Here is an 11,937-nt window from a genome sequence, read left to right on the forward strand (position 1 = left end):
GCAACGGGTCAGGTGTTCTCGGCCGGGTCGCTGTGGACGATCTTGCCTTCGACGTTCTTGCGCGGCACGCCGTCCACGTCCACGCAGAGTCCGAAGACGCGGTCCCTGTTGGTCCAGCCGTTGATTCGACCGCGGTTGTTCCCGATCTGCACCCGCTGCCCGGCGATCGCGGTCACCCGGTGCAGGTACGTCGTTCCGGCGACCCGCACCAGCACGATGTCGTCCACCTCGAGCTTGGCCGTGTCGACCGGAGCGACGGTCACCGACTGGCGGCTGCGGATGAGCGGCACCATTGACGAGCCGGTCGGACGGAACTGCACCTCTTCGCCGCGCGCGACCCGAGCCGCGACGACGTCCAACATTCCCACGTGGCGCAGCTTCTACGGCAGGCCGGACCTGCGCAACCCATTTCCGATCCCGCCACACGCCGCGATATTCGATCGCTACGACCCGGCGTTCTGCGGCAGCATGAGGAAGCCGAGGTGTCCGGAGGGGATCGGGTGGTAGCGCCAGAATCGGAGAAGCCTGTCCGCAAGAACGCGGTCCCGCTCGCCGTGCGCCTGTACGGCAAGGAACTGCGGCGCCACGGGTTCATGACCATCGGCGCACTCGTGTTGCCCGCGCTGGGCGTCACGTGCCAGCTCTACCTCGCACCGTTGGCGGTGGGCGGGCTTGTGGGAAAGCTTGCGGGTGGTGGCGACACGGGCCTGAGCACCGTGCTGCCGTACGTGCTGGCCTTCGGCGGTTTCATGCTGCTGTCGGAACTGTTGTGGCGCATCGGGCTGCACTGCCTCAACCGCGTGGACGGCCGCGGGATCGAGAACCTGTCCGCGTTCGCGATGGACGAGCTGCTGGGGAAGGACGCGGCGTTCTTCCACGACAACTTCGCCGGGTCGCTCACCAAACGGGTGCTGAGCTTCGCGTTCCGCTTCGAGGACTTCGTGGACACGCTGGCGTTCAAGATCTTCGCCAACGTCATCCCGCTGGGTTTCGCCTGCGTCGTGCTGTGGAGCTACAACCCGGTGCTCGTCGCCGTGCTGATCGGCCTGATCCTGGTCACGGGATGTGTGGTCGCACCGCTCATCCGCCACCGCCAGCGGCTGGTCGACCAGCGCGAGGCCGCCATCGCCGAGGTGTCCGGCCACGTCTCGGACACGCTCACGAACATGGAGACGGTACGGGCGTTCGCGGCCGAGCGGCGTGAGGGCGCGGAGCACCGGACCCGAGCCGCCAGGCAGCGAAGGCTGACACTGCGGTCGTGGGACTACAACAACCTGCGCATCGACACCGTGATCGCGCCGCTGTCCGTGCTCACCAACGTGCTCGGCCTCGTGGTCGCGATCGGGGTCAGCGACGGGCTCGGCGTGGAGGCGATCGTGGTGACGTTCGCCTACTTCGGGAACGCGACGCGGATCATGTTCGAGTTCAACCAGATCTACCGGCAGGTGGAGAGTGCGCTCACCGAGGCGGCTCAGTTCACCGAACTGCTGCTCGACCCGCCGACCGTGCTCGACCCGCAGCACCCGGAACCGTTGCGCGTGAAGGACTCCCAGGTCCGGTTCGAGAACGTCGTGTTCACGCACGGCGGTGCCGAGCCGTTGTTCGACGGGCTCGACCTGGACATCCCGGCGGGCACGCGGATAGGCCTCGTCGGCCGCTCCGGCGGCGGCAAGACCACGCTCACCCGGCTGCTCCTGCGGCTGATGGACGTCGATCGCGGCCGTGTCCTCATCGGCGGCCAGGACATCGCCCGCCTCAGCCAAGGCGACCTGCGCGGCCTGATCGGGTACGTGCCCCAGGACCCGGCCATGTTCCACCGGACGCTGCGCGAGAACATCGCGTTCGCACGGCCGGGCGCGACCGACGCCGAGATCCACCGCGCCGCGCACGCCGCGCACGTGACGGAGTTCGTGGACGCGCTGCCCGGCGGGTTCGACACGATGGTCGGCGAACGCGGCATCAAGCTGTCCGGCGGGCAACGGCAGCGGGTCGCGCTGGCCCGCGCCATCCTGCGCGACGCGCCGATCCTGCTGCTGGACGAGGCGACCAGCGCGCTGGACTCGGAGAGCGAGGTGCTGGTCCAGGAGGCGCTGTGGCGGCTCATGGAGGGCCGCACCGCGATCGTCGTGGCACACCGGCTGAGCACGGTCGTGCGGATGGACCGGCTGATCGTGCTCGACCGGGGCCGGATCGTCGAACAGGGCACCCACGCGGAACTGCTCGACTTCGACGGGACGTACGCGAAGCTGTGGCGTCACCAGTCCGGCGGCTTCCTCGACGAGGCGGTCGGTACCCGGTGACCTCGGCGGGATCACCCGATCCGGCGATCTCACGCCCTTCCCAGGCGCGCCGACTCGTCCGATGTGGACGCGACCGGCAGGCTGTCACGGCGTCGCGACTGGAACACGGGGAAGGAACGACGAGCGAATGATTCGAATCATGCCCGCCAAGGACAAGCACGTGAAGGTGACCTGGGCGCTGCCCCGGCACGAGCCGCCGGGACCGGTGAGCGTGGTCGGCGACTTCAACGGCTGGACGCCGGGAGCGACCGAGCTCCGCGCCCGCTCCAACGGCCGCCGCACAGCCGCGGTGGTCGTCCCGCGCGGCACGACGCTGCGCTTCCGCTACCTCGGTTCGGACGGCCACTGGTTCGACGACTCGGACGCGGCGGCGCAAGACGACCACGGCTGCGTGATCACCGTCTGACGGGGCGCCTTGCGTTCGCGGCGCTGAGCGGTGGTTCAGTCCGTCAGGCGGTGGTTGCCGAGCAGGGCGGTCATGGCGGGGTCGCGGTGGTCGAAGAACAGCGAGGCACCGGTGTCCAGGCCGGCGATGCGGGCCATCTGGTCGTCGGTGAGTGCGAAGCCGAAGACGTCGAGGTTCTCGGCCATCCGCTCGGCGCGGACGGACTTGGGGATCACGACCACGTCGCGCTGGACCAGCCAGCGCAGCACCACCTGCGCCACCGACTTGCCGTGCGCCGCCAGGGTCAACTCCATCAGCCCCGGCATCACCCTCACGCCACCGGCCCGCGACGAGATGTCCGGCCACGGAGCCGAGGGCTACCGGAAGATGATCGACACCTCCGCGGCCGGGCGAGTGGGCACCACCGACGAGGCCGCCACCGCCGCGGCCTTCCTCCTCGGACCCGACGCCGCCTTCGTCACCGGAACGACCTGCTCGTCGACGGCGTGATCGCGGCCCTGCGCGCCGGACGCCGGCAGCTGTCCCTGACGTGAGAACGTGTGCGCCCGCGGTCAAGACGGGCGCACACGGTGGGGTCGGACGATGGAGTCAGACGACGGGCGTGACGCCCCAGATCGCGTTCGCGGTGGCGAAGTCCTGCCACAGCAGGTCTGCGCCGGAGCCTCCGGAGATCATGCCCTTGGCGATCACGCCGGACGGGGTGGGCAGGACCACCGGGCCGCCGCTGTCGCCGGAACGGACGGCGATCACGTTGTCCTCCTGCCTGCTGCGCACCAGGCCGGTGTAGCACTCCCAGGTGCCGTACGCGTCGTGGCCGCAGTAGGAGGAGTTGCCCGCGTCGAGAACGACGTGGCCGCACAGCCAGGTGGTGGTCGCCGCCGACGAGCAGAGCTCCTCGCCGGTGAAGACTCCCTGCCAGCCGATCACGTGGCCGATGGAGGTGCCGGCCTGGACGCCGGTGAAGATGTGGCTGTCGGCGCTGGCGGCGATGAGCAGCAGGTCCTGGCTCGGGTTCTCGTCGACGGCGGTGCCGACCGCGAGGGACTGGTTGCCGTTGCGCCAGGTCTGGCCCGGACGCCCGCAATGACCCGCGGTCAGCAGGTGTTTCCTGCCGCCGCGCCACACGCCGAAGCCGGCGCTGCAGGCCCAGCGTTCCTGGGCGACGAGGTAGCCGCCGCCGTAGAACGGCGAGGTGTCGTTGCTCCGTCCGGCCGGCCGCACGCGGTCCTGCACGACCACCTGCACCGGCGCGCCGACGTCGGGCAGGCCGGCCGACCGAACGCCCGAAGTACCGTCCACGCCCACGGTCAGGCCGCTGCCGTCGACGGCGATCGACACGCGGTGTGCCGGACCGCCGGGGTGTGCGCGGAGGTGGTCGACCACGCGGTCGGACGCCGCCGTGAGCTCGGCGAGCGAGTACCGCGCCGGCAGGACCTCGACAGGGGCGGTGCGGCGGGCGTCGTCCACGGCCGTGCGCACGGCCGTGGGCACGGTGCCCTGGTACCACAGGCGGACGCCGCCGTCGTGCAGTTCCAGCCCCGCGAACCCGTGCCCGGCCTCGACCGCGCGGCGGATGCGGTCGGCAGCGGTGCGGGCCTTGTCCTGCGCCCTCATCGCGGCACGGTCGGCGGCGGGCAGGTTCTCGTAGGTGGTGTCCGGTGCGGGGGTGGGCTTGGGAGGTGCCGCGGTCGCGGTGGTGCTGCCGAGCGCCATGGCGGCCACGCCCAGCGCCGCGCAGAGCGAGTGTTTCCAGGAACGCATCTTTCTGCTCCTCAGCGGGGGTTCGTCAGCCTCGGACGAGGTGACGGGGACCAGCTTCGAGCCGCTGGAAGACCGCTTTACGAAAGCTGACGAAGGCGTCCGTTCGACGCCACCAGCGCGAACGGCTGCCGCGGATCGGCGCCCTCGGGGGACGCCGGTGGCGCGAGCACGACCGAGACGCCCCACACCAGCACGGTGTACGTCCCGCGCTCCGGCGCCTGCACCCGGATCCGCTGGACGTTGTCGACGGCCTCGCCGAAGCCCCGCTCGTCACCGTCGAGGACCGTCCCGCCCGGCGTGCGGAGCTGCAGGTACAGCTCGTTGACCAACCCGCCCACCCCCGGCGACGACGGAGCGTCCGTCCACACGGGAGTCACGTCGAGACGAACCGGTTCGACGTCGAACTCGTACCTCCGCACCTCCCCGGTACCGACAGCCGCCTCGGGATCGTCGGCGAACCAGGCCGCCGCGACCGAACGGCTCACGTCGACCCGGCCGAACCCGCAGGGGTCGCGCAGCGGCACGGCACCGTTGACCAGGAACGCCTTCACCAGTGCGGCGGACGGCGTGTGGTGCGTGCGGAGTTCGGTCTCGTCTGGGGTGACACGATCGACGCCGGGGCGGCACTGTTCGTCGTCGCGCGCGACGAGACCAGCCAGACGGCCGCTTTCGCCCGGCTTCCCCGAGGCGCCAGTGCCTGGATCGTGATCGCCCACTGAGCGTTGAGCAGGTTGGTGCCCAGGTCACGAGCGCGGCGAGCCCAGCAGGCCGCGGGCGGCGAGGTTCTCCATCAGCGCGGTGATGCCGAACGTCCAGTCCTCCGCGTCCTCGGCGGTGTTCACGACGTTCGTCAGCGCGCCCAGGCGGGGCGAGGAGATGCGGACGACGTCCCCGACCTTGTGCGTGAACCCTTCGCCGGGCTGGTCGCGGTCCTCGGTCGGAGCGAACATCGTGCCGGTGAACAGGACGAAGCCGTCGGGGTAGCGGTGGTGGGCGCCGAAGGCGTGGGACACGAGGTCTTCCAGCTCCCGGCTGATCTCGGAGACCGGGTTCACGCCGTGCAGCTCGAAACCGTCGGGGCCGGTGACGTCCAACGCGATCTCGGTGGCTTTGGCGTCCGCCAGGGTGAACCCTTCGTCGAAGAGCCGGAGGAACGGTCCGATGGCGCAGGAGGCGTTGTTGTCCTTCGCCTCGGTGAGCAGAAGGGCGCTGCGGCCCTCGAAGTCGCGCAGGTTGACGTCGTTGCCGAGCGTCGCGCCGACCGGGTTCCCGCGTGAGTCCACCACCAGGACGAGCTCGGGCTCGGGGTTGTTCCAGGCTGATCGGGCGAGAACGCCGATGTCGGCTCCGAGCCCCACGGCCGAGAGCACCGGGGCCTTGGTGAAGATCTCCGGGTCCGGGCCGATGCCGACCTCGAGGTACTGCGACCACAGGCCCTCGGCCTGGAGAACCCTCTTCACCTCCGCGGCCTGGGCGGACCCAGGCTTCAGGTGGGAGATGTGACCCTGGACGATCGCGCCCACCTTCTCGCGAACTTCCTCGGCCCGCTTGGGATCCCCGTCGGCGCGCTCTTCGATGACCCGCTCGAGCATGCTGCGGACGAAGGTCACGCCGGCGGCCTTGAGCACCTGCAGGTCGACCGGTGCCAGGAACCGGGGAACGGCACCGGCCGGGTTCGTCGTCGCGGCCAGCACATCCGCGAGCGGCCACGACGTGCCGCCTGGGTGGTTCCTGACGACCTCCAGCGCGTCCGGCCGCTCGAGCAAGGACGACACCGTCGACGCCAGCGGCGACAGGTCGACCACCTCGTCGCCGCAGATCGTCACGACCGAAGGGCCGCCGGCGTACGGGTCGAAGACCCTCGCGACGAGTGCGGCGACCGCTGCGTCCTGGGGGAGGACGTCGGCGGCGTGGAGTGAGATCCCCATGGAAAGCCTGCCTCTCGCACTGAATCGGCTCGATTTCAAGCGAAACCGCCCAAATCGATCACCAGTATGGCGACGTTCACATGGGCGATCACCCAGTTGACTTCTTCCCTCTTGTTAGGTGAGGCTTTCCTAAGTCTGGGTGGAGGATGAAGTGGACGTAGTCGGGGTTGCGGGCAGGGTCGCCTTCGTCACGGGGGCCGCGCGTGGGATCGGGGCCGCCGTGGTGGACGCCCTGGTGGAGGCCGGAGCAACGGTCGCCGCGGTGGACGTGGATGCCGATCGGCTGGCCGGGCGGGCGGGGGACCGGGTGGTTCCTTTTGTTTGCGACGTAGGGGATCCGGCCGCGGTGGCAAGGGTCGTGGACGACGTCGAACGCCGGGTGGGGCCTGTCGGGATCGGCGTGTCGGTCGCCGGCGTGCTGCGGCCGGGCGGGGTGTGCGAGACCTCCGACGAGGACTGGGCCGCGACCTTCGCCGTCAACGCCACCGGTGTGTTCACGGTGTTGCGCGAGCTGTCTCGCAGGATGGTTCCGCGCAGGGACGGCGTGCTGGTGACCGTCGGCTCGAACGCGTCCGGCGTGCCGCGCAAGGGGATGGCGGCGTACGCGGCGTCGAAGGCCGCTGCCACGATGCTCACCCGGTGTCTCGGGCTGGAGGTCGCGAGCCACGGCATCCGGTGCAACGTGGTCTCGCCGGGCTCGACGGACACCGACATGCAACGTCTGTTGTGGACGGACGACGCCGCGGCCGCCCAGGTGGTCGCGGGAGACCTCGAGGCGTTCCGCGTCGGGATTCCGTTGGGGCGCTTGGCTGATCCGGCCGACATCGCCGGCGCGGTGCTCTTCCTCGCGTCTGACCAGGCACGCCACATCACGATGCAGAACCTCTTCGTCGACGGTGGCGCCACGCTCTGTGCGTGATCTTCGTGACGCTCCACCGGCCCTCTAGGCGCCGGTAACTAAGGTTAGCCTAGCCAAACTAAGACGTCCTCGAAAGGGATCACGCCGTGTCCTTACCAATGCTGGCGCGACCGCGGCCGGTGCACCGTGCGGCCGACCTGCTCGCCGCCTACCTGCCGGGGTCGTTCTACTTCTCGTCGGCACGTGGATCGTTGCTCGCTGACGGCGTGCACGCGGTCGTGGACGCCCAGCACGGCAGCCGCGCGCTCGCCGCCGCGGAGCTGCTGGACAGGACCACCGGTGTGGAAGAACCCCTGGTGGTCGGCGCGATCGGCTTCCGGCACGACGCCGAGGCGAGTCTTGTCGTGCCCGCCGTCGTACGTCGTGCGGGTGCGCCCACCGCGGCCGAGCGGCCGGTCACGCCGTTCCTCCGCAGCTGGGACATCACGCCCAGACCCGAGCCTGAGGTCTATGCCCGCGGGGTGCTCCGCGCGCTCGACCTGATCGGCGAAGGCGCCCTGCGCAAGGTGGTGCTCGCCCGGTGCCTCGAGCTGGAAGCCGACGAGGCGGTGCCGGTGCCCGCGCTGCTGAGCCGTCTCGTGCACGCCGACCCGGCGGCGCACGCGTTCGCCGTCGACGTGAGCGCGCCCGGTGATCCCGCGCCGCGGACGCTCGTCGGCGCGAGTCCGGAACTTCTCGTCACCCGGCGCGGCGACACGGTCACCTCCAACCCGCTCGCCGGTTCCGTTCCCCGTGTCGCCGACGAAGGCGAGAACCGCCGCCGCGTCGCCGCGCTGCTGAAGTCCGAAAAGGACCGTGCGGAACACGCCTACGTGTCGGCACAGGTCGCCGAGGTGCTCGGCCGTTCCTGCGTCGAGCTGAACGCGCCCGCCGAACCCGTCGTCATCGGCACGCCGACCATGTGGCACCTGTCGACCACGGTCACGGGCAGGCTGGCCGACCCGGCCGATCCGGGCTCCTCGGCGCTGGCGCTGGCCGAGGCGTTGCACCCGACTCCGGCCGTGTGCGGGGTGCCGGTCGACCACGCCCGCGACGCGATCGCCGGCATCGAGGCGGCCGACCGCGGCTACTACTCCGGTCTCGTCGGCTGGACGGACGCGCGCGGCGACGGCGAATGGGTGGTGACGATCCGCAACGCCGAGGTGTGCGACCGGACCGTCCGGCTCTTCGCCGGAGCCGGGATCGTGGCGGGCTCCGACCCGCGGGCCGAGCTCGCCGAGACGTCCGCGAAGTTTCGCACCATGTTGCGCGCCTTGGGGTTGGAGGACGCGGTATGAGTGCGTGGCCGGCCGACTTCGCCGCCCGTTACCGGGCGTCCGGGCACTGGCGCGGGCAGACGTTCGGAGCGCTGCTGACCTCACTGGCGCAGGCCCACGGCGAGCGCACCGCCGTCGTGGGAGAGGGCGCGCGGTGGTCGTTCGCCGAACTGGACGAGCGTGCGCACCGCCTCGCCGCCGGATTCGCCGCCCTCGGGATCGAGCCGGGGGAGCGGGTCGTCGTGCAGCTGCCGAACGTGCCGGAGTTCCTGTCCGTCGTGTTCGGGCTGTGGCGCGCGGGCGCGTTGCCGGTGTTCGCGTTGCCCGCGCACCGGAGCAGCGAACTGCGGCACTTCGCCGGGCACAGCGCGGCCGCCGCGATCATCACCGTGGGAGAACACGAACGCCACGACCACGCGACGATGGTCCGTGCCGTCGCGGACGAGGTGGCCTCGGTGCGAGACGTCCTCGTGGTGGGCTCACCCGAGTTCGACCGCCTCGCCGCGACGGCGCCGCGCGAGCTGCCCGACCCCGACCCGTCAGGGGTGGCGTTCCTGCAGCTGTCCGGTGGCAGCACCGGGCTGCCGAAGCTGATTCCGCGCACCCACGACGACTACCTCTACAGCGTCCGGGAAAGCGCCCGCATCTGCGGGTTGCGGACGGACAGCGTCTACCTGGCGGCACTGCCGGTCTCGCACAACTTCCCGCTCAGCTCGCCCGGTGTGCTCGGTGCGTTGCACGCGGGTGCGAAGACCGTGCTGGCGCCCCGTCCCGACGCCGACACCGTGTTCGGTCTCATCGAGGCAGAGGGCGTCACGATCAGCGGTGTCGTGCCGCCGCTGGCCGCCGCGTGGGTGCAGGCGGCCGCCCGCACCGATCGCGACCTGTCCAGCCTGGAGGTGCTGCTGGTCGGTGGCGCGAAGTGCGGGCGGGAGCTGGCCGAACGCATCGGACCCGCGCTGGGGTGCCGGTTGCAGCAGGTCTTCGGCATGGCGGAGGGCCTCGTCTGCTACACGCGCCTGGACGACCCGGACGAGCTCGTCCTGAGCACACAGGGCAGGCCGATCTCGCTGGACGACGAGATCCGCCTGGTGAACCCGGACGACCCGGCCGCGTCGTCCGCCGACGTGGTGGCGCCCGGCGAGGTCGGTGCGCTGCTGACCCGCGGTCCCTACACGATCCGCGGCTACTACAACGCTGACGATCACAACAGGACCGCGTTCACCGAGGACGGCTTCTACCGCACCGGCGACCTGGTCCGGCGCACCGCGACCGGGCACCTCGAGGTCGTCGGCAGGGCCAAGGAGCAGATCAACCGCGGCGGCGAGAAGGTCGCCGCGGAGGAGGTGGAGAACCACCTCATGGCACATCCCGGTGTGCTCGACGCCGCCGTGGTGGCCGTGCCCGACCCGTACCTGGGGGAACGCACCTGCGCCTACGTCGTGCCGGCGGAGGGCGCGGCCCCGACCGCGGCCGAGCTGCGCCGGTTCGTCCGCGAGCGGGGTGTCGCGGCGTTCAAGGTGCCGGACCTGGTCCAGGTGGTGGCCGAGTTCCCGGTGACCGGGGTCGGCAAGACCAGCAAGCGCGAACTGCGGGCCGCACTGGCGGCCGTCGCCGAGAAGGGGTGAACGATGTCATTGCCCAAGATCAAGCCCTATCCGCTGCCCACAGCGGCTGAGCTGCCGCCCGGCCGGGTCGCCTGGCGGCCGGAGCCGAGCAGGGCCGCGCTGCTGGTCCACGATGTGCAGCGCTACTTCCTCGCCCCCTACCAGGGCGCGCCGGTGCCGGAGATGACCGCCAACATCCGCGCGCTGCTGGACGTGGCACGGGCCGCCGGCGTGCCGGTGTTCTACACCGCGCAACCGGGGCAGCAGGACGCCGCCGACCGCGGCCTGCTCACCGAGTTCTGGGGAGCCGGCATCGGGGCGGTCATCGACGCCGACCCGAGCGCGGCGGACGTCGTCGACGACCTCGCGCCGCGGCCGGGTGACACGGTGCTGGTCAAGTGGCGCTACAGCGCGTTCCAGCGCAGCGACTTCGCCGCACGGCTCGCCGCCGCCGGCCGCGACCAGCTGCTGATCACCGGTGTCTACGGGCACATCGGCCTGCAGTCCACCGCGGTGGAGGCGTTCATGCGCGACGTCCGGCCGTTCCTGGTGGCCGACGCCATGGCCGACTTCTCCCGCGAACGGCACGACCAGGCCTGCGACTACGTGGCACAGCGCTGCGGGGCCCTCACGACGACCGCCGACGCGCTCGCCGCGCTGTCGAGCCCGATCACCGCCGGAGCAGCTCGATGATCACCGCCGACCAGGTCCGCGCCGACGTCGCCGCTCTGCTCGGCGTCGAACCGGACGGTCTCGACCCCCGGGCCGACCTGCTCGACCTGGGCCTCGACTCGATGAGGATCATGAGCCTGGTCGAGCGGTGGCGCGCCGCGGGGGTGCCCGGCCTCGAGTTCGCCGATCTCGCCGAGCAGCCGGAGCTGGCCCGCTGGACCGCCGTCGTCACGGGGAGCTCCTCGTGACGCGCGCCGACCAGCGGCACCGGCACCACGAGCGGATCGCCGAGGTGCGCGCGGGCGGCACGCCGGAGAAGGTCGGCTATCCGATCGGGATCCGCCAGGCCGAGGTCGTCCGGACCACGACGGTGGGCTCGGCGCTCGTGCGCGTGACGCTCGGCGGACCCGGCACCGAGGGGTTCGAGGCCCACGCGCCGGACGAGCACGTGAAAGTGATCTTCCCGGAGCCGGACGGCACGCTGCGGCTGCCCGAGCGGGACGGGACGATGCTGCGCTGGCCGCGCCCGATGCCGACGGCGCGCGAATACACCGTGCGCCGGTACGACCCGGTGTCCGGCGAGCTGGACCTGGACGTGGCGCTGCACGACGGCGGACTGGGTTCGGCCTGGGCACTGGCCGCGCGGCCGGGGGACCAGGTGCACGTCGCGGGCCCGCCCGGCGGGTTGATCGTGCCGCACGCCTACGACCGCTACCTGCTGGCCGGTGACGTCACGGCACTGCCGGCGATCGCCCGCACGCTCGAGGAGCTGCCGCGCGACGCGACCGGCTGGGTCTTCGCCGAAGTCCCCGGCGCGTCCGCGGAGATCCCGCTGGACGCGCCCGACGGCGTCGAGGTGACGTGGCTGCACGGCGACGGCACGTCCACCGCACTGGCCGACGCGGTGCGCTCGGTCGAGGTGCCGGACGGCGAACGCCTCTACCTGTGGGTGGCGGGGGAGGCGGGCGCGATCAAGCCGCTGCGCGCCTGGGCCCGCCACGAGCTGCGCCTGCCGAAGTCCGACCAGGACATCACCGGCTACTGGAAGCGCGGCGTCTCCGCCTACGACGACCACGACCACTGACGAA

At 71.4% G+C, this 11,937-nt stretch carries 15 protein-coding genes; 10 read left to right on the top strand and 5 right to left on the bottom strand.

Features of this window, described 5'->3' with window-relative positions:
* Positions 1 to 8: 8 nt before the first annotated feature.
* The gene (locus LX88_RS21770) at positions 9 to 368 is read right to left on the bottom strand and encodes a S26 family signal peptidase (protein WP_258949628.1); all 360 of its coding nucleotides are present in this window, start codon (positions 366 to 368) and stop codon (positions 9 to 11) included.
* A 132-nt stretch (positions 369 to 500) separates the two neighbouring features.
* Between LX88_RS21770 and LX88_RS21775 the strand changes: the two genes are divergently transcribed.
* Together LX88_RS21775 and LX88_RS21780 are read left to right on the top strand one after the other, a co-directional pair.
* Positions 501 to 2,300 (top strand): ABC transporter ATP-binding protein, encoded by a 1,800-nt coding sequence (locus LX88_RS21775; protein WP_258949629.1) that lies wholly within the window; start codon positions 501 to 503, stop codon positions 2,298 to 2,300.
* Positions 2,301 to 2,439: 139 nt separating this feature from the next.
* Positions 2,440 to 2,706: an early set domain-containing protein gene (locus tag LX88_RS21780; protein ID WP_372511378.1), complete on the top strand. Its 267-nt coding sequence runs from the start codon at positions 2,440 to 2,442 to the stop codon at positions 2,704 to 2,706.
* A gap of 35 nt (positions 2,707 to 2,741) precedes the next feature.
* On the opposite strand, the gene LX88_RS21785 is transcribed toward LX88_RS21780, so the two are convergent.
* Positions 2,742 to 2,999, bottom strand: a complete 258-nt coding sequence (locus LX88_RS21785; RefSeq protein ID WP_258949631.1) for an aldo/keto reductase — start codon at positions 2,997 to 2,999, stop codon at positions 2,742 to 2,744.
* A 40-nt stretch (positions 3,000 to 3,039) separates the two neighbouring features.
* Between LX88_RS21785 and LX88_RS21790 the strand changes: the two genes are divergently transcribed.
* On the top strand, positions 3,040 to 3,195 hold the full coding sequence (locus LX88_RS21790; RefSeq protein WP_258949632.1) for a hypothetical protein: 156 nt from the start codon (positions 3,040 to 3,042) through the stop codon (positions 3,193 to 3,195).
* 99 nt (positions 3,196 to 3,294) lie between these two features.
* Here the strand turns inward: LX88_RS21790 and LX88_RS21795 are convergent, their stop codons facing one another.
* Complete coding sequence (locus tag LX88_RS21795; RefSeq protein ID WP_258949633.1) at positions 3,295 to 4,467, bottom strand: chymotrypsin family serine protease; 1,173 nt, start codon at positions 4,465 to 4,467, stop codon at positions 3,295 to 3,297.
* 77 nt (positions 4,468 to 4,544) lie between these two features.
* Complete coding sequence (locus tag LX88_RS21800; protein WP_258949634.1) at positions 4,545 to 5,018, bottom strand: PPC domain-containing protein; 474 nt, start codon at positions 5,016 to 5,018, stop codon at positions 4,545 to 4,547.
* Positions 5,019 to 5,036: 18 nt separating this feature from the next.
* On the opposite strand from LX88_RS21800, the gene LX88_RS21805 reads away from it, so the two are divergent.
* The gene (locus LX88_RS21805) at positions 5,037 to 5,186 is read left to right on the top strand and encodes a hypothetical protein (RefSeq protein WP_258949635.1); all 150 of its coding nucleotides are present in this window, start codon (positions 5,037 to 5,039) and stop codon (positions 5,184 to 5,186) included.
* Between the two features lie 24 nt (positions 5,187 to 5,210).
* On the opposite strand, the gene LX88_RS21810 is transcribed toward LX88_RS21805, so the two are convergent.
* A complete protein-coding gene (locus LX88_RS21810; RefSeq protein ID WP_258949636.1) occupies positions 5,211 to 6,395 on the bottom strand; it encodes a fumarylacetoacetate hydrolase family protein in 1,185 nt (394 codons plus the stop codon).
* Positions 6,396 to 6,546: 151 nt separating this feature from the next.
* On the opposite strand from LX88_RS21810, the gene LX88_RS21815 reads away from it, so the two are divergent.
* The 6 genes from LX88_RS21815 to LX88_RS21840 all read left to right on the top strand — a co-directional run bounded on the left by LX88_RS21815 (position 6,547) and on the right by LX88_RS21840 (position 11,933).
* Positions 6,547 to 7,314: a 2,3-dihydro-2,3-dihydroxybenzoate dehydrogenase gene (locus LX88_RS21815; protein WP_258949637.1), complete on the top strand. Its 768-nt coding sequence runs from the start codon at positions 6,547 to 6,549 to the stop codon at positions 7,312 to 7,314.
* Positions 7,315 to 7,400: 86 nt separating this feature from the next.
* Positions 7,401 to 8,591, top strand: a complete 1,191-nt coding sequence (locus LX88_RS21820; RefSeq protein WP_258949638.1) for an isochorismate synthase — start codon at positions 7,401 to 7,403, stop codon at positions 8,589 to 8,591.
* Complete coding sequence (locus tag LX88_RS21825; RefSeq protein WP_258949639.1) at positions 8,588 to 10,198, top strand: (2,3-dihydroxybenzoyl)adenylate synthase; 1,611 nt, start codon at positions 8,588 to 8,590, stop codon at positions 10,196 to 10,198. The genes LX88_RS21820 and LX88_RS21825 overlap by 4 nt, the downstream gene beginning before the upstream one ends.
* Before the next feature lie 3 nt (positions 10,199 to 10,201).
* Positions 10,202 to 10,870 (top strand): isochorismatase family protein, encoded by a 669-nt coding sequence (locus tag LX88_RS21830; protein ID WP_258949640.1) that lies wholly within the window; start codon positions 10,202 to 10,204, stop codon positions 10,868 to 10,870.
* Positions 10,867 to 11,097 (top strand): phosphopantetheine-binding protein, encoded by a 231-nt coding sequence (locus LX88_RS21835; RefSeq protein ID WP_258949641.1) that lies wholly within the window; start codon positions 10,867 to 10,869, stop codon positions 11,095 to 11,097. The genes LX88_RS21830 and LX88_RS21835 overlap by 4 nt, the downstream gene beginning before the upstream one ends.
* A complete protein-coding gene (locus tag LX88_RS21840; protein WP_258949642.1) occupies positions 11,094 to 11,933 on the top strand; it encodes a siderophore-interacting protein in 840 nt (279 codons plus the stop codon). Before LX88_RS21835 ends, LX88_RS21840 begins: the two co-directional genes overlap by 4 nt.
* The last annotated feature ends 4 nt before the right edge of the window (positions 11,934 to 11,937 follow it).

The organism is Lentzea californiensis (assembly GCF_024648825.1).
Classification (GTDB): Bacteria; Actinomycetota; Actinomycetes; order Mycobacteriales; family Pseudonocardiaceae; genus Lentzea; species Lentzea californiensis.

Coding starts and splice junctions, on each gene's coding strand:
- LX88_RS21780 (WP_372511378.1), top strand. CDS start 2,440: ATGCCCGCCAAGGACAAGCACGTGAAGGTGACCTGGGCGCTGCCCCGG.
- LX88_RS21785 (WP_258949631.1), bottom strand. CDS start 2,999: ATGGAGTTGACCCTGGCGGCGCACGGCAAGTCGGTGGCGCAGGTGGTG.
- LX88_RS21790 (WP_258949632.1), top strand. CDS start 3,040: ATGTCCGGCCACGGAGCCGAGGGCTACCGGAAGATGATCGACACCTCC.
- LX88_RS21795 (WP_258949633.1), bottom strand. CDS start 4,467: ATGCGTTCCTGGAAACACTCGCTCTGCGCGGCGCTGGGCGTGGCCGCC.
- LX88_RS21810 (WP_258949636.1), bottom strand. CDS start 6,395: ATGGGGATCTCACTCCACGCCGCCGACGTCCTCCCCCAGGACGCAGCG.
- LX88_RS21825 (WP_258949639.1), top strand. CDS start 8,588: ATGAGTGCGTGGCCGGCCGACTTCGCCGCCCGTTACCGGGCGTCCGGG.
- LX88_RS21830 (WP_258949640.1), top strand. CDS start 10,202: ATGTCATTGCCCAAGATCAAGCCCTATCCGCTGCCCACAGCGGCTGAG.
- LX88_RS21835 (WP_258949641.1), top strand. CDS start 10,867: ATGATCACCGCCGACCAGGTCCGCGCCGACGTCGCCGCTCTGCTCGGC.